The organism is Paenibacillus sp. CMAA1364 (assembly GCF_054373195.1).
The window spans coordinates 80,705-102,626 of sequence record NZ_JBITNB010000007.1 but is presented as its reverse complement, the minus strand read 5'-3'; the positions used below and the strand labels follow the sequence as shown (position 1 = coordinate 102,626).

Annotated in this window: 19 protein-coding genes; 6 read left to right on the top strand and 13 right to left on the bottom strand. The window is 39.4% G+C overall.

Going from position 1 to position 21,922, the window contains the following annotated elements; translation table 11 throughout:
* Positions 1-30 precede the first annotated feature (30 nt).
* The 6 genes from ACH8E3_RS07285 to ACH8E3_RS07260 all read right to left on the bottom strand — a co-directional run bounded on the left by ACH8E3_RS07285 (position 31) and on the right by ACH8E3_RS07260 (position 7,470).
* The gene (locus ACH8E3_RS07285) at positions 31-516 is read right to left on the bottom strand and encodes a DUF456 domain-containing protein (protein WP_458631954.1); all 486 of its coding nucleotides are present in this window, start codon (positions 514-516) and stop codon (positions 31-33) included.
* Between the two features lie 5 nt (positions 517-521).
* Positions 522-1,268 (bottom strand): HAD family hydrolase, encoded by a 747-nt coding sequence (locus ACH8E3_RS07280; RefSeq protein WP_458631953.1) that lies wholly within the window; start codon positions 1,266-1,268, stop codon positions 522-524.
* A 52-nt stretch (positions 1,269-1,320) separates the two neighbouring features.
* Positions 1,321-3,357: a peptidoglycan D,D-transpeptidase FtsI family protein gene (locus ACH8E3_RS07275; protein WP_458632002.1), complete on the bottom strand. Its 2,037-nt coding sequence runs from the start codon at positions 3,355-3,357 to the stop codon at positions 1,321-1,323.
* Positions 3,358-3,472: 115 nt separating this feature from the next.
* A complete protein-coding gene (locus ACH8E3_RS07270) occupies positions 3,473-5,407 on the bottom strand; it encodes an ATP-binding protein (protein WP_458631952.1) in 1,935 nt (644 codons plus the stop codon).
* 60 nt (positions 5,408-5,467) lie between these two features.
* Positions 5,468-6,847 carry an ATP-binding protein gene (locus ACH8E3_RS07265; protein WP_458631951.1) on the bottom strand — a complete coding sequence of 460 codons (1,380 nt, stop codon included), beginning with the start codon at positions 6,845-6,847 and terminating at the stop codon, positions 5,468-5,470.
* Positions 6,844-7,470 (bottom strand): TraX family protein, encoded by a 627-nt coding sequence (locus tag ACH8E3_RS07260; protein ID WP_458631950.1) that lies wholly within the window; start codon positions 7,468-7,470, stop codon positions 6,844-6,846. The genes ACH8E3_RS07265 and ACH8E3_RS07260 overlap by 4 nt, the downstream gene beginning before the upstream one ends.
* Positions 7,471-7,582: 112 nt before the next feature.
* On the opposite strand from ACH8E3_RS07260, the gene ACH8E3_RS07255 reads away from it, so the two are divergent.
* The 4 genes from ACH8E3_RS07255 to ACH8E3_RS07240 all read left to right on the top strand — a co-directional run bounded on the left by ACH8E3_RS07255 (position 7,583) and on the right by ACH8E3_RS07240 (position 11,911).
* A complete protein-coding gene (locus ACH8E3_RS07255; RefSeq protein ID WP_458631949.1) occupies positions 7,583-8,761 on the top strand; it encodes a MalY/PatB family protein in 1,179 nt (392 codons plus the stop codon).
* 63 nt (positions 8,762-8,824) lie between these two features.
* Complete coding sequence (locus tag ACH8E3_RS07250; protein WP_458631948.1) at positions 8,825-9,757, top strand: L-lactate dehydrogenase; 933 nt, start codon at positions 8,825-8,827, stop codon at positions 9,755-9,757.
* A 131-nt stretch (positions 9,758-9,888) separates the two neighbouring features.
* Positions 9,889-10,590 (top strand): hypothetical protein, encoded by a 702-nt coding sequence (locus ACH8E3_RS07245; protein WP_458631947.1) that lies wholly within the window; start codon positions 9,889-9,891, stop codon positions 10,588-10,590.
* 304 nt (positions 10,591-10,894) lie between these two features.
* Positions 10,895-11,911: a polysaccharide deacetylase family protein gene (locus ACH8E3_RS07240; RefSeq protein WP_458631946.1), complete on the top strand. Its 1,017-nt coding sequence runs from the start codon at positions 10,895-10,897 to the stop codon at positions 11,909-11,911.
* Positions 11,912-11,980: 69 nt separating this feature from the next.
* On the opposite strand, the gene ACH8E3_RS07235 is transcribed toward ACH8E3_RS07240, so the two are convergent.
* A complete protein-coding gene (locus ACH8E3_RS07235; RefSeq protein ID WP_458631945.1) occupies positions 11,981-12,478 on the bottom strand; it encodes a CYTH domain-containing protein in 498 nt (165 codons plus the stop codon).
* 77 nt (positions 12,479-12,555) lie between these two features.
* Positions 12,556-13,512, bottom strand: coding sequence for a 3'-5' exoribonuclease YhaM family protein (locus tag ACH8E3_RS07230; protein WP_458631944.1), 957 nt, complete (start codon positions 13,510-13,512; stop codon positions 12,556-12,558).
* Positions 13,513-13,700: 188 nt separating this feature from the next.
* Here ACH8E3_RS07230 and ACH8E3_RS07225 point away from each other — a divergent pair, with 188 nt between their 5' ends.
* The gene (locus tag ACH8E3_RS07225) at positions 13,701-15,110 is read left to right on the top strand and encodes a SpoVR family protein (protein WP_458631943.1); all 1,410 of its coding nucleotides are present in this window, start codon (positions 13,701-13,703) and stop codon (positions 15,108-15,110) included.
* A gap of 120 nt (positions 15,111-15,230) precedes the next feature.
* On the opposite strand, the gene ACH8E3_RS07220 is transcribed toward ACH8E3_RS07225, so the two are convergent.
* A complete protein-coding gene (locus ACH8E3_RS07220; RefSeq protein WP_458631942.1) occupies positions 15,231-17,126 on the bottom strand; it encodes a PrkA family serine protein kinase in 1,896 nt (631 codons plus the stop codon).
* Between the two features lie 215 nt (positions 17,127-17,341).
* On the opposite strand from ACH8E3_RS07220, the gene ACH8E3_RS07215 reads away from it, so the two are divergent.
* Complete coding sequence (locus ACH8E3_RS07215; protein WP_458631941.1) at positions 17,342-18,082, top strand: DUF2161 family putative PD-(D/E)XK-type phosphodiesterase; 741 nt, start codon at positions 17,342-17,344, stop codon at positions 18,080-18,082.
* Here ACH8E3_RS07215 and ACH8E3_RS07210 read toward each other — a convergent pair.
* The 4 genes from ACH8E3_RS07210 to serC form a co-directional block, all read right to left on the bottom strand.
* Positions 18,079-19,308, bottom strand: a complete 1,230-nt coding sequence (locus ACH8E3_RS07210; protein ID WP_458631940.1) for an aminotransferase-like domain-containing protein — start codon at positions 19,306-19,308, stop codon at positions 18,079-18,081. The two genes, ACH8E3_RS07215 and ACH8E3_RS07210, sit on opposite strands and share 4 nt — an antisense overlap.
* A 323-nt stretch (positions 19,309-19,631) precedes the next feature.
* Positions 19,632-19,883 (bottom strand): AbrB/MazE/SpoVT family DNA-binding domain-containing protein, encoded by a 252-nt coding sequence (locus tag ACH8E3_RS07205; RefSeq protein ID WP_458631939.1) that lies wholly within the window; start codon positions 19,881-19,883, stop codon positions 19,632-19,634.
* 149 nt (positions 19,884-20,032) lie between these two features.
* Positions 20,033-20,497, bottom strand: a complete 465-nt coding sequence (trmL, locus tag ACH8E3_RS07200) for a tRNA (uridine(34)/cytosine(34)/5-carboxymethylaminomethyluridine(34)-2'-O)-methyltransferase TrmL (protein WP_458631938.1) — start codon at positions 20,495-20,497, stop codon at positions 20,033-20,035.
* 122 nt (positions 20,498-20,619) lie between these two features.
* The gene (gene serC / locus ACH8E3_RS07195) at positions 20,620-21,708 is read right to left on the bottom strand and encodes a 3-phosphoserine/phosphohydroxythreonine transaminase (protein WP_458631937.1); all 1,089 of its coding nucleotides are present in this window, start codon (positions 21,706-21,708) and stop codon (positions 20,620-20,622) included.
* Positions 21,709-21,922: the final 214 nt, after the last annotated feature.

Below are 21,922 nucleotides of genomic sequence, written 5' to 3'. Positions count from 1 at the left end.
AGCTCTTATGACGATCATTACATTTGTTCATTAATACACATTAATCCATATAAAGAAAATGACAATCATTGCAATTTGCAATATAATCTTCATGACTATGCTACTAAATAGTCCTACTAATGAACCAATACCGACCTTTGCAGACTTTTTCACACTTGAACCTGAAAGAAGTTCACCGATAAACGCGCCTAAGAACGGACCAATAATAAGTCCAAAGGCAGGAATTACAAATGGACCAATAATCACACCAATTGTACTCCATATAACGGATGCCCGAGAACCCCCAAGCTTCGCAGTTCCCCATGCACCAACAACATAATCAGATACGAACAAAGTGACTACAATCAGTGTCTGGATAATCCAGAACATGACTCCAAAGGATTCGAATCCAATGAACCAACCGTATACAAAGAAAGCTAGATATATAGCAAGCGCACCAGGAAGAATAGGATAGACCGCCCCTGCAAGTCCCACACCAAATAAAATAATAATTAAAGTCCATCCTAATATGATCATCGTTATCACTCCTGAAAAATAACTTTTTTGATAACTTCAACAATACCATCATCATTGTTACTAGCTACAACCATATCTGCTTCATCCTTGACTTGTTGCTGTGCATTTCCCATCGCAACACCTAACCCACATTGTTGTATGGCAGCCAAATCGTTCAGACTATCACCCACCGCAATAACCTCACACATATCGATATCGAGTAACTTGCATATTTCAAGAATTCCGGTTGCTTTATTCACACCTTGAGGATTAATCTCAAGATTAGATGGTGAAGAATTCGTAATCTCAAGTCCATTCATATCTTGTAATTTCATAAGGATATCATGTAGCACGTCTTTATCTTCAGTATAATAACCGAATTTCAGCCATTCATGATCTTCGAGCGCTCCCTGAACCCACCGCTCTTTGTTATAGACTTGATCAACAGAGTATGCCCAGAACCATGTGTCCATCTCTATCGCAATTTCATGTAATTCCTTGATCCGTGCGACATCGAATAGAGACCGATGATGTAGTTCATGCGGCGCGCGCCATATCTCACTGCCATTGACTGTAACCATAGGCGTATTCAGACCTAATTGTTCAGCATAAGGATATGCACTATTAAAGGCTCTTCCCGTAGATATGCATACATGTATTCCCCGTTCGATGGCCAATCTAATCCACTTCTTCGTCTCTAATGAAATATGCTGTTCATCATTTAGAAGCGTACCATCCATGTCCAATGCTAACAATTTATACTTTGTATTCATGGCTAACTCCTCTCAATATGGATCCCCCACATATAGTCAATTGAACTATTTATTACTGGATCGCCTCATCAACTGAAACATTCTTCTTCGGTTTAGGTGTACCATCTAAACCGTATACTTCATCATAAGCATCAAAAATCTGTCGTGCGATTGGTGCCGCACTATTGGATCCAAATCCACCCTCAGGTATCATAACAGCTACAGCCAATACCGGATTTACTCTTGGTGCATAAGCGATAAACACACCGTTATCGACAGACTTATTACCAACATCCTGTGTCGAAGTACCTGTCTTCCGAGCGAAATCGTATGGGAAATCATTGAAAGCTGACACACTACTGTTCATACCTTTCTTAATAAGCTTCCAGTAGGATTTATCGAAATCCACAACATTTAACACTTCCGGACCAAATTCCTTGATGATAGTACCATTACTATCCGTTATCTTACTAACTAGTTGTGGCTTCAACCTTTTACCTTCATTCGCAAGTGTTGCTGTATATTGCGCAAGCTGGAGTGTTGTATATTTCCCTCCTTGACCAAATGATGCATAAGCCATAGCGGCCTGTGAGCTTCCGGCTTGTTTCACATTGACGTACTCTCGCCAACCTCGATATTCTCCAGGTAGACCACTGCCTGTTACAACACCAAGTCCAAATTCCTTCATGTATCGATCCCACACATCGATTGATTCCGCACCATATCTGTTATATAGCGGTTTACCAATCATATCCACCATAAAGGCATTGGATGATTTCTCTATGGCAATTGCAGGATTCATAATACCATATACATGTCCGCCGGAATTTTGAACTCTTGCCTGATGCCCTTCTTTACCGAAAAAAGCTGCACCTTTATCATAATACGTATAATTTTTCGAGAAGAATCCTTCTTTTAATCCAATTAACACAGACAGTGGTTTGATCGTCGAACCCAATAGAACCACAGATTCGGGATGCGCCCCCTTCTTGCCCGGGTTAAAGGAGCGAATGGTTCCATTCTGATAGATATACTCCACCTTACCTGACCAATCTTCGGAAGAAATATTACCGGAACTCCATACATTGGTATCGTAGTCTGGCATACTTGCCATAGCGACAATATTCCCTGTCTTCACTTCCATAGCCACAGCGAAGCCCGTCGTTGCATCACGATGCAGTTTACCCGATACAGGATTCTTATGTAACCAATCCAATTGGTCCATAATTGCTTGTTCTGTTTTCACTTGAATTTCCTTATTTATCGTTGACCATACATCATGCCCTTTCTCTGGAGGAACGATCTCATCCACCCCTTCAGGCATATTGCGTGCATCCACAGGTATCTTTAGATAGCCATTCTTTCCACGCAGTTCATCTTGGTACATCAATTCTAAACCATCAAATCCAACAAACTCAGATTCGCCATAGATAAGACCAGGGTCCGTCTGCTTACCGTTCCTCATCTCTTCATTAATATTTTGGTATTTATCTAACGTTTTGGATCGTTTGAAGTCTTTAATATACCCAATCGTTTGAACAGCAACGGTATCTAGATCATAATGTCGTTCATTCTCCTCAATGACACTTATCCCTGGGAATTCGGTTTTATGTTCCATGAAATAAGCAATCTCATGATTGGTAAGTCCCATCTTTATACGTCTAGGAACAAAACCGAAATATAGTTTATTATTCAGATCCATAGCTGATAATACTTCTTCTTTCGTTAATTTACCCTCGTTTGTATCTCCGTACTTCGTAAATATTGCTGCAATATCGCTAGCAACCTTCTCAATTTCCGGATAATTATCACGTTTTGCCCCATCGGGCTTATCACTATAATTACTTTGCAATGTAATATATAAAGATTGAATTGGTTTGGAATATGCCAACTTAATACCCGTAGCATCTAGAATATTTCCACGTGCAGGCGCAATCGGTACATTCTTCACATCTCTGCTTGTTTCTTCGCCTTTAAGTGTAGGACCTTCCACAAATTGCAATATAGCAAGCCTTACAATAATGATACAAAAAATCAGAAATGTACTGAAAAAAAACAAGTTTATTCTCAGATTAAAACTATTCTTATGTTTAGGTGATTCTTCTTGCATCCGATCTGGCACGTAATCACTCACCCGTTGATCCCCCTTTAACTCTACCGCACATAAAAGATGTATCTTTTCACGGAAAATGTCTTTATTATTCTAACATAAATTAGTGAACCCTTCACTTTTCAGACGCTGCATCATCAACAGCTACCGGGAACCGAATCACAACTTCCGTACCTACACCTTTTTGACTGATGAACTCAATGGTTCCATTCATTGCTTCTATAATTCTAAATGTCACCATCAGACCAAGACCCGTACCTCTTGATTTATTCGAGAAATACGGTTCTCCCAATCGTTTAATCTCATCGGATTCCATTCCTTCTCCATTATCGTAGATATGAATGACAACCTGTTCGCGTTCTCGATAAGCCCAGATCTTAATTATTCCATCCGTATCCAATGCTTCAATACTATTCTTGATCATATTGATGAATGCTTGTTTGAATTTAGAATTATTCCCTCGAATAGTTAATCCAGCTGGAATGCCTATGTGCACACGTCCACCTTGGTAATTAGCTAACGGTAATAAGATACCCTCAATATGTTTGAATTCTACCCATATATCGATCAAGCTATCATGATCGTTACCCGGTTTAGCAAATGTTAAGAAATCCGTAATAATATTCGAAGCCCGATCTAGTTCATCAAGCGCAAGCCTCAGATATTCCTTTTCCTTATCCTGAGATTTCTCTTCCAACAGTTGAATGAATCCTCTAGTAACCTGAAGCGGATTCCTTACTTCATGCGCGACAGATGCTGCTAATTCACTAATAATATCCATCTTCTCAGAACGTTGTAATTCATTATTGAACCTTTCTAGCTCCATCGCGTATTCAATGACTTGTCGGTGGTTGGTTGCAAGCTTCCTACCCAGAACGACGATAAGAGATGTTAGGAACAGTAATAATCCCCATTTCCACAACACCAATTCATAGTTCGTTTCTTGTAAATAGAACCATACCATTTCTATGATGACGAGTAGGGCAAACATGGCAAAACCAATGGAGATAATGATGGCATCTTTATCCCCACGAAAGGCATACACTACAGCATGTGCAATCAACAGTATAGCTTCAATAATAATAATCACACCTAGAATAGTGACGGTGCAGAAATAATACACTGAGAATATCTTATTATCTAGCAGTAGATTTATTAGCAGGAGTGAACAACAAAATATAGAGTACAGTACTTGGAACTTACGCAGTATACGAATAGACCCTCCGAAGCCGACATCTAACATCGATTCGAATATATAGACTAGACCTGGTAAGAAAATAAATAAAGCCACATCAAAAAGAATGATATATAACTCCCCATAATCACCAAAGTGTGTATATAAATAGGGAGAGTATGTCATCATAATTGTACCTATCGAGAGCAGAACTGCATTTAATGATACCCAGTGTGCTAATTGCGTTGTTCTAAAGAAGAATGTACAAATAAACATAATCAGTCCAATGAAAATAATAGTGCTTCCTAATACAACATCTGTGATGTCTTTTGTGAAAAATTTCTTTGAAAGTGACTGATAATCTCCAATGATGACTTCCTTAGCCATCCCTAATCGATTATGATGTGCGCTTAGATTCATCACAATATCCTTGTCCGCGGTTGAGTTCTGTAAAGGTAATAGTATCGTATTCATATCATACATATAGTCTCGATCTTCGGTATACGCCAATTCACCATCTATATAAATACGAATTGTATTCGCATATAACTTATTCATGAATAATGCTGTAGGCGATTTCTCAAGGTCTGGGACTTTGAATCTAATCCACAACGTATCATTTGAATTCACACGATTAGAGATGCTTGCTCGAGAGTCCGTCCAAGTCCACATGTGCAATGCGTCTAATTGATTGATATTTGTAATGTTGATCTGACCACTATCATCCCACTGATACTGCCATTCATCAATCCAAACAGCATCATGATTCTGTGCTTTAGATGTAACTGCGAATATATTATTTAACGATACAATGATAATAACGACAATAATAATTGTGATCATGACAACAGGTATACTTTTAACTATCCGTTTCATAAACGCACCTCAAAGTAGAATAGACATACTCTCTCTCATTACTATTATAATTATCTAACCCTACTTCATAGATAAGGGCTTAGCAGATGGAAAAGTTAAGATAGCCTCTGTTCCAACCCCTTTTTGACTCTTATAATAAATCTTCCCGCACATCACTTCGACAATTTTAAAACTCACCATTAAACCGAGTCCACTGCCCTTTCTATTCCCTGAAAAATAAGGCTCTCCTAATTTTGTTATTTCTTCCTGTTGCATGCCTTTACCATTATCTTGAATATGTATGTAGATCACTGCATGTTCTTGGTACGCCCATATTCTGACCGTTCCATCTTCACTCCAAGCTTCAATACTATTCTTAATTACATTAAAGATCGCTTGTTTGAACTTAGATGCGTTACCTCTAATCTTAAGTTGCGTTGGAATATTCATCATAATATCACCACGGGAAAGATGAGCAATGGGTTGTAGAATAGATAGGACATGGGTTATTTCATCCCGTATGTTCAAGTCTGTAATACAATCTAATGTTGGCTTTCCAAAAGTAAGATAGTCCGTAATAACACTCGATGCTAAATCCAGCTCATGAATCGCCAATTCCAAATATTGTTGCTCCCGCTTTTGTCTATATTTGTGGAATAATAATTGTAAGAATCCTTTACTAACCTGCAATGGATTTCTCACTTCATCCGCTACAGAAGCCGCCACATAGCTAAGTGTATCCGTCTTCTTACAACGCTGTAGTTCATCACTGAACATCTCTAATTCACGGGAATATTGAACAACTTGATCATGCTTATGAACGAAACTGTTCCCACACATAATAATAAGAGCAATGATAAATGCCACGATACCCCATTTCGAAGCAAAGAAGTGATATGTTCCTGTCTCATAATAAGTTATCCATTCCATAAGCACAGTACCTATAATACAACTGAACCCTACACATAGAATGACAGCAGACTTATCCCTTTTCGCAACATAATACATTAATGTTGCAACAAGTAGCACGATTTGGATGAGCATGGTATATCCTAGAATCAGCATGGAAAGCTTATAATAATATTGAATAGATGATGCTGAGGATAATTGTTTCGATACTATAAAAATAAAACAAAGTATCGCATACCCAACTTGAAATCTTCGAAAATAGGTTATCAAGGATGCATACCCACTGCCAAATATCATTTCAAAGAGGTAAGTCAAAGATGGCATTAAAACCAGTAGGGCAACATCAAAGGAAAAGTTAATCATTTCCTTTTGATCTTTAAAAACGACATGTACAAGTTGAGAATAAGTCATCATTAGAATACCAGTACAAAAGATAATATTAAATAACGAAAAGCACATAGACAATAATCTTTCTCTTAAAAAGATAGAGCAGATTAATATCAGCATAGACACAACAACAAACAAGCCTCCAAGAATAATATCAACCATCATAACACCCATTTCCAAATTGCAATTACACATAAATGAAGTGGATAGAATGATCTCCATAACCATTTAGATATACGTGCAGATTCTAACCGTTCCCATAGTATTGGCCCATACACTATAATTAACGTTGGCACAACGCTAAGCGTTTGCAATATCCATTGATTCGATAGTAAATACACCATGTTAAGTAACATATGCGCGATTACCAACGTATGGTTAGTAGCATATCTGAAGATAAGCACAAGTAAAAGTCCGTATGAACCATAATCAAATGGGATTACCTCCATGATCATACACACGCATAGAATAATACCTGAAGCTAACATTTTTGAGGTCACTTTATCAAACATATTTAGAACAATAACGGCTATCCATAAAGTCCATACGATATTCATTCCATGTGGATTTAAGGCAAGTTGATAAGGTATCTGTGACACCACGGCAATCCCCAACAATCGAGTTATATATTTAAACTTATTGCTTGTGTGAAGATGTCCTTGCACAAGAGCATACGCATATATAGGAAATGAAATTCTACCAACGATTCTCCATAATGGCTGATCCGGGAAAAATACGTATCCAATATGGTCTATAAGCATCGTTAATATGGCTATCCACTGCATCATATATCTCTCCTTCACCAATCTACTGATATGGCATCCTATTAGTATATATCAATTCCATTTAGTATAATAAATGTTAATTAGACAACCAGCTTAATCTTAGGAGGATAACACATTGAATTTCGATCAAATAATACAACGCAACGAAACCTCATCCATGAAATGGGATGGGATGGAACATATCTTCGGAGTAAAAGACCTTTTACCTATGTGGGTAGCCGATATGGACTTCTTGGCACCTCCAGTTGTTCTTGAAGCGCTACAAGAAAGATTAGCACATGGCATATTCGGATATACACTGCAGTGTGACTCTTATTACCAAGCGATTATGAACTGGATGAACAAGCGTCATCAATGGGATATTGAACAAGATTGGATTGTATATTCCCCCGGTGTTGTACCTGCACTTAGTCTGATAGTTCAAGCCTTCACACAGCCTGACGATAAAGTAATCATTCAGACACCTGTCTATCCACCATTTTATCAAGTTGTTAAGAATCACGGAAGAGAACTTATTCAGAACCCACTTCGTTTAATAAACGGAACATATACCATGGATCTAGATCAGTTAGAGTCCCAAATCGATGATCGAGTGAAGCTATTGATCTTATGTAGTCCACATAATCCTGTAGGGCGTGTCTGGACGAAGGAAGAGCTTCTCCCCTTGTCAGAACTATGTGCGCGTCACAACATTCTGGTAGTGTCTGATGAGATTCATGCAGATCTACTATTCAACAAAGGATCACATACACCATACGCGCTTCTCTCCGATGAGGCTAAGAACCAATCTATCATTTGCACAGCACCTAGTAAATCTTTTAATATTGCAGGACTTCATACATCTAATATCATCATTCCTAATCCAGATATTCGAAGTACATTTGTTGAGACACTTCAACGATATTCATTGGGATCAATCACACCCTTTGGGCTGATCGCAACAGAGGCAGCATACAATGACGGGGAAGAATGGCTAGATGCGTGTCTGGCATATATTCGTGGGAATATGACTTATATTGGTGAGTATATAGACAAACTTCTACCTGAGTTAAAAGTAACGATTCCTGAAGCGACTTATCTATTATGGATTGATTTCAGTGAACTTGGAATGAACGCTGAGGAATTGGATGCCTTTATGATTCATGAAGCTAAAATTGCATGTAATTCTGGCATTGCATTTGGTGCCGACGGCGAAGGTTATATGCGAATGAATGTAGGTTGTCCACGTGAAATGATAGAAGAAGCTATGTTACGATTAGATGGAGCTGTGCAAGCATGGAGAACTCGTAGCTGAGTTCTTATATTTGATTTAGGGTACACTATAGCAAGCTATCTAATTCTACAAAGGAGTGTACGCATGATGTTAGATCCAACTTATAAACCTAGTCGAGTAGTTATTGTAGGTACGGGTGCGGTAGGAACAACTACGGCATACACACTTCTGTTAAGACATCGTATGACAGAATTAGTGTTAATTGATGTGAATCATAAGAAAGCACTTGGTGAAGCACTTGATATGAACCATGGTCTTCCCTTCGTAGGTGGTGTCAAGTTGTGGGCAGGGGATTATTCAGATTGCGCGGATGCAGACATTATTATTGTCACGGCAGGAGCATCACAGAAACCTGGCGAGACTCGAATGGATCTTCTTCATCGAAATGTCGCTATATTCACTCAGGTGATCCAACAAATCACGAAATATAATAAGAACGGGATTCTTCTGATCGCCACCAATCCTGTTGATATCTTATCATATGTAAGCTGGAAACTCAGTGGATGGGATTCTCATCGCGTGATCGGATCGGGCACACTGCTTGATAGTGCTCGGTTGCGTTATCTCATTGGGTCGCGCAAAGGCATTGATCCTAGAAGTATCCATAGTCATATCATCGGTGAACATGGGGATTCAGAGTTACCTGTGTGGAGTCTTGCAAATATTGCAGGAACGGCTATTGGCTTTGATAAAGACCTGCAAGATGAAATATTTGAGAACACCAAAAATGCTGCTTATGAGATCATTGAGGCGAAAGGTTCAACATCTTATGCGATTGCACTGGCTCTCGATCGAATCGTGTCTGCTATCCTTCTCGATGAAAGCGCAGTTCTTAGCGTGTCTACACATCTTGATAACTTCAATGGCATTTCGGATATATATCTTGGCGTACCTAGTATTGTAGATCGATCGGGTGTGCGTGAAGTGTTAGATTTACCACTGAACAGCATTGAACAAGAACTATTTCAACAATCGGCCGATAAGATGAAATCCGAAATATCCAAACTAAATTTATAGTGATTAAATACTACCCTATTCACTTTCGAGTCCTAGACCAAATGGTCTAGGACTTTTTATTATCTTTTACTAAATTAATAAGCAATATATTCCGATAATATATAATAGATTCGTTACAATAGGAGATGATTATGATGGCTAACAAGCCGTATACCAATAATAAGTCACGAGGATGGTTTAAAAATGTTCTAACTGCTCGCTCTCAATCAGAATATGAGAGCAAGTCCTCAATAGAGGGTTCTGAAGATGACTGGAAAGCGTCTGAAGCAGATACTTTGAACGATGACTTTTTATTTTTGGAGCAGGACAAAACAGCCCTTGATCTGGTTGTTGCTGTGGAGAACCTACTGAACGACCGGCAATTGTCTCAATTCAAACGTACTGACACGGAAGAACAACTATTAAATGCTAATGAAACAATTAACCGTTTGAAGAATGATTTAAATAAGAAGGAACACATGATCCTCGAGAAAGAAAAAGAGTTTAGACTATTAGAGGATAAATTAACTAGCAAACAAATGAGTTATGATCAGCTATTGGAGGATTATAAAGATTACCAAAGTTCCTCAAATACTGGCATTGAGAATTTGAAGTATCAACTAGAGAAAGAAAAAGGTAAGTATTCACGATTGAACGAAGAATCTACAAAACATCAGTATGATAACATGCAGAAGATTAAGGAACTTGAAGAAATGATTAGAGATTCAGCGGTGGAGAATGTACACATTTCAAGCCAGCTCCAAAAAGTGATGGAAGAAAAGGCACAATTACTACAGACTGTCACCGATTTCACCGAGCGTATGTCATTTACATTCTCCCCCCCTTCTGAATAGTTATAACTAAGTCATTACAACTAGGGAGGGTAATCACATTTATACATTTAACGAGAAATGGTTGGAACTCCTCTCCTGTGATAAAGGACCCACCACTAATTTCATTCAAATCAAATTCACATTTAAACAGATCTTTCTTCAGCAATGGGAGATAGATTTATATACTTTAGAGCATATCACGGCTGTAACTGAAGCCACTGAACATAGCAAATTCAGACTCTCATTACATAGCTACTACAATACATTACAAGATTCTCATTACAGCTATATCACTGCATATAATCACGGGCGAAGCACTAAAACAATGTTTTTATGTTCCGAGGCTTATGCAGCAAAGATATCATTGCTAAAAGATATGGAAAATCCCGATCAGATGATCTTTACATCTGCTACGGCATTTGAAGTTGATGGAGTGAGAACTAACCATGAGTCTAAAGAAGATAAGATATTTTATCCGCGGGGAAAGGGCAACTGGAATCCATCACTACCCAAGGTATTCGCTGTAACATTGGTCATAACTATACTATCTCTCTACTTTATCCCTAGTTATTCATACATAAGTAAGATAGTGTTCGCCAAAGTCAATACTTCAGAATCCAAATTAACGCAGCCCCAGAATTCCGCTCGAGATGTAACCTTTGAGTTACAACCGTTCGAATCATCCACTGGTGTAGATATAAATACAGCCCTTTTACCTACAACAAATGCATCCAAATCTTCAAATGAAGTTCCCAAGAAACCTAATGTAACATTGGACAAAGCCGTCAACTTCAGTATTCCACGCGGATCTGTTGCTATTACCTTTGATGATGGGCCTTCAATTCATACCAAGGATATCGTCAATATTCTGGAAAAGTATCATGTTGGTGGAACGTTCTTTTTTGTAGGAACTCAGGTTAAGAAATACCCTGAATCGGTCAAGTATGTCGATGATTATGATTTCTCTATCGGTAATCATTCTATGTCGCATGCTAACCTATCCAACCTATCCATTGAGAAGCAACGTTTTGAGCTTGAGGGGAATAATCGATTAATTGAGAGCATCATATCCAAACCTGTACTTCTGTTTAGACCTCCTTATGGTTCGCGCGATGTTAGTCTATCCGAATTAACCGCTAAGAACAATATGAAGATGGTATTATGGAACAACGATCCCGAAGATTGGCATAAACAGTCACAGAAAACACTTGATTATATCTTCCAAACTAGATCAACAGGGGCCATTATCCTATTACATGAATCTAAGGAAACATTACAGATTCTACCTACCATCATTGAATATTTGCAGAATCAGCAACTCAACATTGTCAATTTGAACTAATATACCAATAGATAAGAGCCAACCATTCTATATAATGGACGGCTCTTATCTATATTTTTATGATATCAATTATACTTTCCCTTGTAATTCTCTCCACACTTTCTTGTTGCTATATTGCTTCTGCGAGCTTATATCTTCACCGAACCAATCAGGTGCTACGAAGATCTCAGCAGCCTCCACGGATTCGAACTCAACCTCAACGACCATCAGATCAATCTGATCATAACAATCGATTTCAACCACGATACCATGCCATACTGCGGTAACACGAATCTTGGTCAGAGGTACCGCGTTAAAGGCTTGTACCACCTGCTCATAGATATCCTGAGTGATGTCGTATTCAATTTCCTCACGAACGAGACCATTGCCACTCTTAAAAGTATGCGTAAATGACACTTCTTCTGTTGTCAGATTCTCTAATCTGCGAACTCGCAATTCCTGCGTTGTATCCATGGCTAGATACGTTTGATATATTCGTACTTTCGAAATGATTCGAAGCGTTCCATCTTCTACCCGTGTATCCGGGAATGAAGATAGAAGATATTTCTTCTCTATTTCTAATGACATGCTAGTCAACTCCTTCTAAAAGACAAAACCCACTCATCATCCGTGGGTTCCATCACTACAATCATATTATTCCCTTTTTACAACTTCATACGATAGATCGCTTTGTTCTCCAATCCACGTATAAATGGCGTCCACTCTTCTGTCTGTGGTGTTGTGTCGAGTGCATCTTCGACCATTTGAAGCTTAGCATCCATGGCATCAATGAAATGTAGTGCTACAGCTTCAGCCATCTGTGGTTGAACGGGGCTTCCCCATTCACCCAAGTTATGATGAGATAACACCATATGTTGCAAACAGATAATCAGCTCCGATTGAAGATCGATGTCGCTACGAATAGCAGCTTCTGTAATCCAATTCGAAGCCATCGAGATATGACCAAGTAACTTTCCTTGCACACTATATTCTTTGACGATACCAAGCTCGGCAGTCATTTCTTCTGTCTTGGCTATGTCATGTAGAATAATACCTGCCTTGATTAAATCCGCATTTAGAAAAGGTCTTTGCTTACAAATGAACTCACCTAATTCTAGCATCCGTACGATGTGATACGTAAGACCCGCATAAAAGGCGTGATGATGCATCTTCGCAGCAGGATAATGCATTAATTTGTCTCCTACTTTATCAACACAATATTCTACAATAGTTCTCATCTTCGTATCCGTGATGCTCTCTATTGACTGCTTTATTGCATACATGAGATCCACAGGAAGAACGGGTGCTGAACGTATGAAGTCCGTAATGGACACATGATCATCCTCGGTTACTTTCCGAATCTTGTTAATCTTCACTTGCAGTCTTTCACGATATACATGGGCTACCCCTTGGATCTTAACCATATCCATCGCAAACAATGTCTCTTTCTCCATCGGTTTCACATCCCAGTATTTCGCCGAGAGTTGACCACTGGCATCACCAAGAGTGATATCGAAATAATCCTTGGGGGGCGTTCCATTGGTTTGTTTCACTTCTAATTCCTTCAACAAATAATATCCAGTAAACTCTTCTTGATTCGTTAACGTATTAATTAATGTCATTAGATATCCTCCAACATAAAATAAAAGCACTTACTTGTATTATATCGCTTATTACGATCAATAGACATGCTTCTTACTTTTACTTCTTATGTTCTCACAAATGTTGCGTTGAATAACTTCTTGTTTCGCCTCATAAACATAGAACGTATCTAAATGTCTCCTTCACAGAAAGGGGGAAAGAACTTCCCATGCATCAAGAAGATATCCATGCTTTAGAACGTGCTATTGCTGAGATTACCGAGGTTGCCACTGGATTTGGACTCGACTTCTATCCTATGAGATACGAGATATGCCCTGCAGAGATTATCTATACATTTGGTGCATACGGCATGCCTAGTAGATTCTCACACTGGTCTTTTGGTAAAACATTTCACAAAATGAAAACACAGTACGATTTCGGTCTATCTAAAATCTATGAGCTTGTAATCAACTCTAATCCTTGTTACGCCTTTCTACTGGATGGAAATTCTTTAATTCAGAACAAGTTAATTGTTGCCCATGTCCTTGCCCATTGCGATTTCTTCAAGAATAATGCACGGTTTCGTAACACCAACCCAGCCATGGTTGAGAGTATGTCAGCCACAGCCGAGAGAATTAGCCAATACGAGTTGAAATATGGCAGTCAAGTCGTCGAAGAGTTCCTTGATGCCGTCCTAGCGATTCAAGAACATGTCGATCCAGACTTAATGCGCTCTTACCGCCAGAACCGGTACAACGACAAAGATTCTGGTACATCAGAACCTACCGTTAATCACACCAAGTCACAACAAACAGGATTCGAGGATTTATGGGATATTGGTATTGATCACAAGCAGGATGCTGTCTCCGAGAACATAGTTACGCCATTCCCTCCACAGCCTGAGAAGGACATTCTGTGGTTCATTCAAGAGTTCTCTTCACATCTTGAACCATGGCAACGAGACATCCTCACCATGCTCCGAGATGAGATGCTCTACTTCTGGCCACAGATGGAGACGAAGATCATGAACGAAGGCTGGGCTTCGTACTGGCATCAACGTATCTTACGAGAGCTTGACCTGACTGCGGATGAGACGATTGAATATGCTAAGTTGAATTCAGGTGTGGTTCAACCTTCAAAGAACAGCTTGAACCCGTATTACCTGGGCCTGAAGATATTCGAGGATATTGAGAAACGCTGGGATTTAGCTGAGGGGGCAGGGAAAGGTCGAGCTAAAATCTATGAAGTCAGAGAGTTAGATTCCGATACTTCCTTTATTCGCAATTACATGACAGAAAATCTAGTGAACGATCTAGATCTATATGTATTTGAGAAGAAAGGCGTCGAATGGAAAATCACGGACAAAGCATGGGAGAACATACGAGATCAACTTGTCTACTCTCGTGTGAATGGTGGGTTTCCCTATCTAGTTGTGCAAGATGGCAATTACTTAGATAACGGCGAATTATATATCAAACACATGTATGAAGGAACAGAACTCGATCTGAAATATGTGGAACGCACACTACCTTATGTTCATAAGCTCTGGGGAAGATCAATTCATTTAGAGACGACGATGGAGGAAAAGACTGTATTATTCAGCTGGGACGGATTAAAATGTCTGCGCAGGTTCATATAAACTTCATGTAACCGTCTCTGATGTATAGTAAGTATTACGAACCATATGCACACAAGAAACCCCGTAAGAGCCTGTGTAACGCAGGTACTTACGGGGTTTCTTAATGACTATTCCATGTTATTATCTATTCAATAGACTTCCTACATATTTCAGCAACTCATTGGCACAGGTTGGGCAATATCCATGATCTTCGATGAGGCGTTTACTAACCTCATTGATTCGCTTCAACTGATTGGCATCGGGTGTCTTCGTCGAAGTCGTAATCTTCACAATATCCTTGAGATCAACAAATAACTTCTTCTCAATCGCCTCACGTAGCCGATCGTGATGATTGTATTCGAACTTCCTACCTTTACGAGAATAAGCAGAGATTCTAATGAGGATTTCCTCACGGAACGCCTTCTTGGCATTCTCAGATACACCGATCTGTTCTTCGATGGAACGCATCAATCTTTCGTCTGGCTCCATCTCCTCATCCGTCAGCGGATCGCGAATCTTAGACCAATTGCAGAATGCTTCAATATTATCTAGATAATTCTCGAATAATGTTTTGGCTGACTCTTCAAAAGAATACACGAAAGCTTTTTGAATTTCCTTTTTCGCCAATTCATCATATTCCTTCCGGGCAATCGCGATGAAATTAAGATATCGTTCACGTTCTTCTTTGGAGATGGAGGCATGTTGATCTAACCCATCTTTGATGGCACGAAGTACATCTAGCGCATTGATGCACTGCAGATCCTGTTTAATGAGCGCACTGGAGATTCGGTTAATGACATAACGTGGATCAACACCAGACATACCTTCATCAAGAAATTCATTCTGCATCTCCCTAAGATCTGCTTCCTTATATCCTTCCACTTCTTGACCATCGTACATCCGCATCTTCTTAATAAGATCCATCCCTTGTTTCTTTGTCTCCTTGAGACGACTCAGGATCGAGAAGATCGACGCAGCACGTAAAGCATGTGGTGCAATATGAATATGCAACATATCACTCTGATCTATTAACTTCGCATAAATCTTCTCTTCGTCGGTTACCTTCAAATTATAAGGGATCGGCATAACGATCATACGTGACTGCAAGGCCTCATTTTTTTTGTTACCAATAAATGATTTGTACTCGGATTCATTCGTATGTGCAATGATCATTTCATCCGCAGAAATTAATGCGAATCTTCCGGCTTTGAAATTACCTTCTTGCGTTAGTGATAACAAATTCCATAGGAATTTCTCGTCACACTTCAGCATTTCCTGAAATTCCATAATCCCCCGGTTAGCTTTATTCAACTCACCATCAAATCGATACGCTCTTGGATCTGACTCCGAACCAAATTCCGTAATGGTGGAGAAGTCTATGCTTCCGGTTAAATCAGCTATATCTTGGGATTTGGGATCTGAAGGACTAAAGGTTCCAATCCCCACGCGCCCTTCCTCAGAGATTAATACTCGTTTCACTCTGACCTTCTCGATGTCACCATTATATTCGGTCTGCAATCTCATCTGACAAGAAGGGCATAAACTCCCTTCTATTCTCACGCCTAGCTCCTTCTCGACTTCCTGACGAAGATCCAATGGAATAAGATGCAAGGGCTCTTCATGCATAGGACAACCATCAATAGCATACACAGCACCTTGGTCCGTCTTTGAGAATTTCTCCATCCCACGCTTTAAGAGGGTTACTAATGTGGACTTGCCTCCGCTTACTGGACCCATGAGTAAAAGTATACGCTTACGCACATCTAGTCGTCTTGCAGACGAATGGAAATATTCCTCCACTAATTTCTCCACCGCAATATCTAGACCGAATATTTCCTGCTCAAAAAATTTATATCGTTTATGCCCATTAACGACAACACAACCATACGATTTAATCATTTCATACACTCTGGCATGTGCTGTCATGGCCGGTGTTGGGTCTTTACGTAGCAATTCAATATATTCTTTACACGTGCCACTCCATTCCAACTGATCCGTCTCTGCCTTATACGCTGCCACTCGTTCAAAAATATCCAAGATTGGCACCTCCTATAACGAAGTTGTGAATTCGACCTGGTATAACTACCTGAATGGACATACATCCTATCTCTTTTAAAAAGTGTATTACATACCTATGCGAGACAACGGCTTTAGTTGACCTATTTTTTCAATATATGGAGTTTGTCTTTTGTGAAATGGTATAATGGTTCTTTATTACGGACGGATGATATCAATTCGAGAGGTGCATCGATATGGCTGTACAATACGAAACTGAATTATACGTACCTTTGAAGATGTTTTTTGAACAACAAGGGTATAGCATTAAGGGCGAAGTTCGCCATTGCGATCTGGTTGGTGTAAAGGATGGGGTCGTCGATCCATTGATTATAGAAATGAAAAAGACATTCAATCTCTCGCTACTTCTGCAAGGGATGGAACGTCTCAAAATAAGCTCTAACGTCTACTTAGCTGTTGAACGCAGTCGAACCAAACGAGGTGCTGTTAACCAACGTTGGAGTGATCTCTCTGCGCTCTGTGAACGACTAGGGCTCGGTTTAATCACGATTACCTTTTATAAAACTAAGAACCCATTTGTTGAGATACTCATTGAGCCTAACATCCAACTTCCAACTATGAAAAGGAAAAGCAAACGTCAATCACGCATCCTCCATGAGTTCCATGAACGCAGTGGTGATTATAATGTTGGCGGAAGCCATCGCACGAAGCTAGTCACTTCTTATCGAGAGAAATCATTACGTCTCGCACTTCCACTACGAGATGCGGATGCTAGCGGGTTGTCCCTCGCTTCATTACGTGATACAACAGGCATCGGCAACGCAGCGTCTATTTTGCAAAAGAACTACTATGGGTGGTTCGAAAGAGTATCTCGTGGTCGGTATGTTCTTACACCCACTGGTGTTACGAATCTAATCACTTATCAATCTGTCATAAAAGCATCGAATGACAACGGGATGGATATGGATATAAGTTAACTTCTTGCCGTGAATTCAGTTACTGCGTCACCAATAAGATGCATGCCAAGCAATAGTTCATCTCGTCTAGGAAGGGCAAAGTTAAGACGAATGAGATTCAATCCATTCTTTCGATCTACATAGCATTGCTCTCCCAAACCAAATGTAGCTCCTTTGCTAATGGAACATTTCAATAAAATGTCACTTGGCAGACCATCGATCAGTTGCACCCATAGAAACATCCCACCCGAAGGAAGCTTATATGTAGCTTTACTCCACGCTGGGCGTTTCAGCAATTCCGTCATTAACTTTAGACGATGACGGAATTCACGTCTAAGGGCAGCTAAATGTTCATGCCAATCAAAGGTAGATGATTTCAATAATTCATACAGTACGCGTTGGTTCAAATCGCCATACTGCCGATTCAGGAATCGATTAGAAGCCGCCATCACTTCGATGACTTCTTTGGGTCCGATGACAAAGCCAGTAGAGAGACTCGGGGCGACAATTTTACTGAAGGATACGATCTGGAGCACTTGTCCACCTCTCCCGTGATCATCCAGTGTACATAGACTAGGATACCTTATGCCAAACGATTCATTCTCCTTACCCTCTTCATAATATAATTCTCCATAGGAGTCATCTTCTACAATGAGAATCTCATATTCTCGACATATCTCTAGCACTCGCTTGCGCCGTTCCAAGCTCCACAGCATGCCTGTTGGATTATTAAAGTTGGGTGTGACCAGCAGGAATTTGGGATGATGAATTTCTATATATTCAAGTAGCTGATGGATATGTATGCCATCATCATCGACCTCTAACGGAACAATAATTGCTCCTCTCATTCTTAAGATCTGCAAGTTGTTTGGTGATGTTGGATTCTCAATTAGAACCGTATCACCAACATTTATGTACGTGGTTGCTAGTAAATCTAGCGCCTGTTCACTACCCGTGGTAACCAATATTTGATTCATGTCTATATCCATCTGCTTATGTTGTTTCCATTCTAGCTGTAGCCATTGTCGAAGAGGTGTATAGCCCGCTACATCAGCACATTCTAAAGTATGTGATACATGGTTGAGTACATCTCTTGTAGCAGCAGATAAAGCACTATGTGGTAATATATCTGCCGTCGGCCAGTCTTCTGCTAGTGAGATAAATGTTCCACGCTGAGAGTTTAACCTCATCTGGTTCGTTAATGATGACGAAATACGTTCTGTACGGGTTGCAAAAGAATACTTCATATACCGCCCTCCTATGCATTTTTTATAGGACATCAGCATTAATAAAGTATTCGTAAATATCGGATATCATACCATTTATATGATTTATAAAATTATTATTAGACTATCGTTTATTTTTATCACCATTGTAGGTATAATGAAATTATACGGGAGGTGTCCTTAATGTCTTTTTCATTAACTTTTTGGGTTGTTACACTAGTCTTGGTTCTCTTCTTGGCTGGCATCCTTACATCATCCTATAACGATGATAAAACCAAAGGTCTATAATCATAAGTACATAAGAAAGCATCGCGACGATATCGCGATGCTTTCTTTTTTATATATTAGGCCTGTATTAATTGCAACATATCGGATTGGCATTGTTCACACACATACTTTTCTTTATACGTGCTTACTTCCTCGCTTGAATTACAAAACACACATTTGGGACGAAATCTTTCTAGAATAACATGATCTCCTTGGACTAAAATCTCTACAGGGTCTCCCTCATTCATCTGATATCTCTTTCTCAGTGATTTAGGTAGGACTATTCTCCCTAGTTGATCTACTTTACGTACTACTCCAGCAGGTTTCATTGGTGTATCACACGCTCCTATCGACAATTAATAATAATATGAACAAAAAGCACTTCTTAAGTACTAGATCACATTGCCATATCTAAAAATATGGGTATTATTTAATAGTTCGATATAATTATGTCGAATCCTGCTATACATATAAAAAATTAATATAAATCAAAGAAATCAAGTTGCCGTAACGCCTCGTAAACAACAATTGCTGCCGTATTGGAGAGATTTAGAGATCTGACCTGGTCGCCCATAGGTACTCTCATACAAGTATCGGGATTAGCTGCAAGCAATGTTTCAGGTAGTCCTTTGGTCTCTTTTCCAAACACTAAGAAGTCTCCATCCTGAAATCTAAAGTCACTATATCTCAATTTTGCCTTTGTGGAAGCGTAAAAGAATCGACTATCCTTATACTTCTCTTGCACTTCTTCAAAAGATTGATGATGCTCAATATGGACAGCATGCCAATAATCTAGACCTGCTCTTTTTACTGCTGCATCATCGGTATTAAATCCTAGCGGGTGAACCAAATGAAGATGAGCTCCTGTTGCTGCACATGTTCTTGAGATATTGCCTGTGTTAGCTGGTATTTCTGGTTCTACGAGCACAATATGTAATGCCATGATGTCATCCTCCACCTTTTCTATTTGTAGTTATTATAACGTCATTTGACCGATATGCAAAAGCCCCTCACCATAGGTGAAGGGCACAAAGTACTTAATATCATGTGAATGATCGTTTTCAATTAACCGTTTGTCTTTTGAAATTGAATCATAAAGTCTGTTAACGCCTTACAACTCTCGTAAGGAACAGCATTATAGATCGAAGCGCGTAAACCACCTACACTGCGATGTCCTTTAAGTCCAACGAAACCTTCTTGTTCCGATTCTTTAATGAATTGCTTCTCCAAATCTTCCGAGGTTAGACGGAATGTTATGTTCATAATAGAACGACTATTCATCTCAACAGGACCACGATAGAATCCACCACTGTTATCAATAGTATCATAGACTAATTGTGCCTTCTCACGATTAAGCTTCTCCATCCCAGCCAACGAACCCTTCTCTTCAATCCATTTCAGTACTTCATTTACCATGTATACAGAGAACGCAGGAGGCGTATTGTATAACGAGTTATTGGATAGATGCGTATTGTAACGGAACATCGTTGGAATATCCTTTGGTGATTCAGTGATCAAGTCTTCTCTTGCAATAACAACAGTTACACCTGAAGGACCAAGGTTCTTCTGTGCACCTGCGTAAATAATTCCGAATTGATTCAGATCAATCTGGCGGCTCAGAATATCACTCGACATATCCGCTATTAACGGAATCTTTCCTGTATCCGGATAAGATTGATATTGCGTTCCTTCAATAGTCTCATTAGATGTGACATGTAGATATGCCGTTTCATCAGATAGTTGCAACTGACTCAGATCAGGTATCGACATGAATTTATTAGCTTCAGAGGAAGCAACGACTTGCGTCTGACCAATTAATTTAGCTTCTTTAATCGCTTTATCTGCCCAACTACCGGAATGGACATAACTAGCAACCTTATCTTTAGATAGTAAATTCATAGGAAGCATAGCGAACTGTGTACTGGCCCCACCTTGCAAGAAAAGCACCTTATACCCTTTCACTCCACCAAGTAATGAGAGCAGACGACTTTCCGCTTCATTGTGAACTTCTTCGTATACTTTACCTCGATGTGACATCTCCATAATCGACATTCCTGTATTTCTAAAATCCACAAACTCAGCTTGTGCGCGTTCCAGAACTTCGATTGGTAGTGCAGCAGGTCCCGCATTAAAATTGTAGGCTCTCTTATTCATTAGTACTCCCCACCCTTTCTCTATCTTTTAATTTAATATCGTTATAATAGCAGTCTTGAAGCATCCCAGCAAGTCTATTCCTCATAATCTTACCTATTTCCGAACATTTATATGGAACATCATAATTATTGTTCACATTCTGCTCATGCATATGGTCATTATAAAGCTGAATATAGACATCGTCAACTTAAATATAGGGCAAAGGCATATAAAT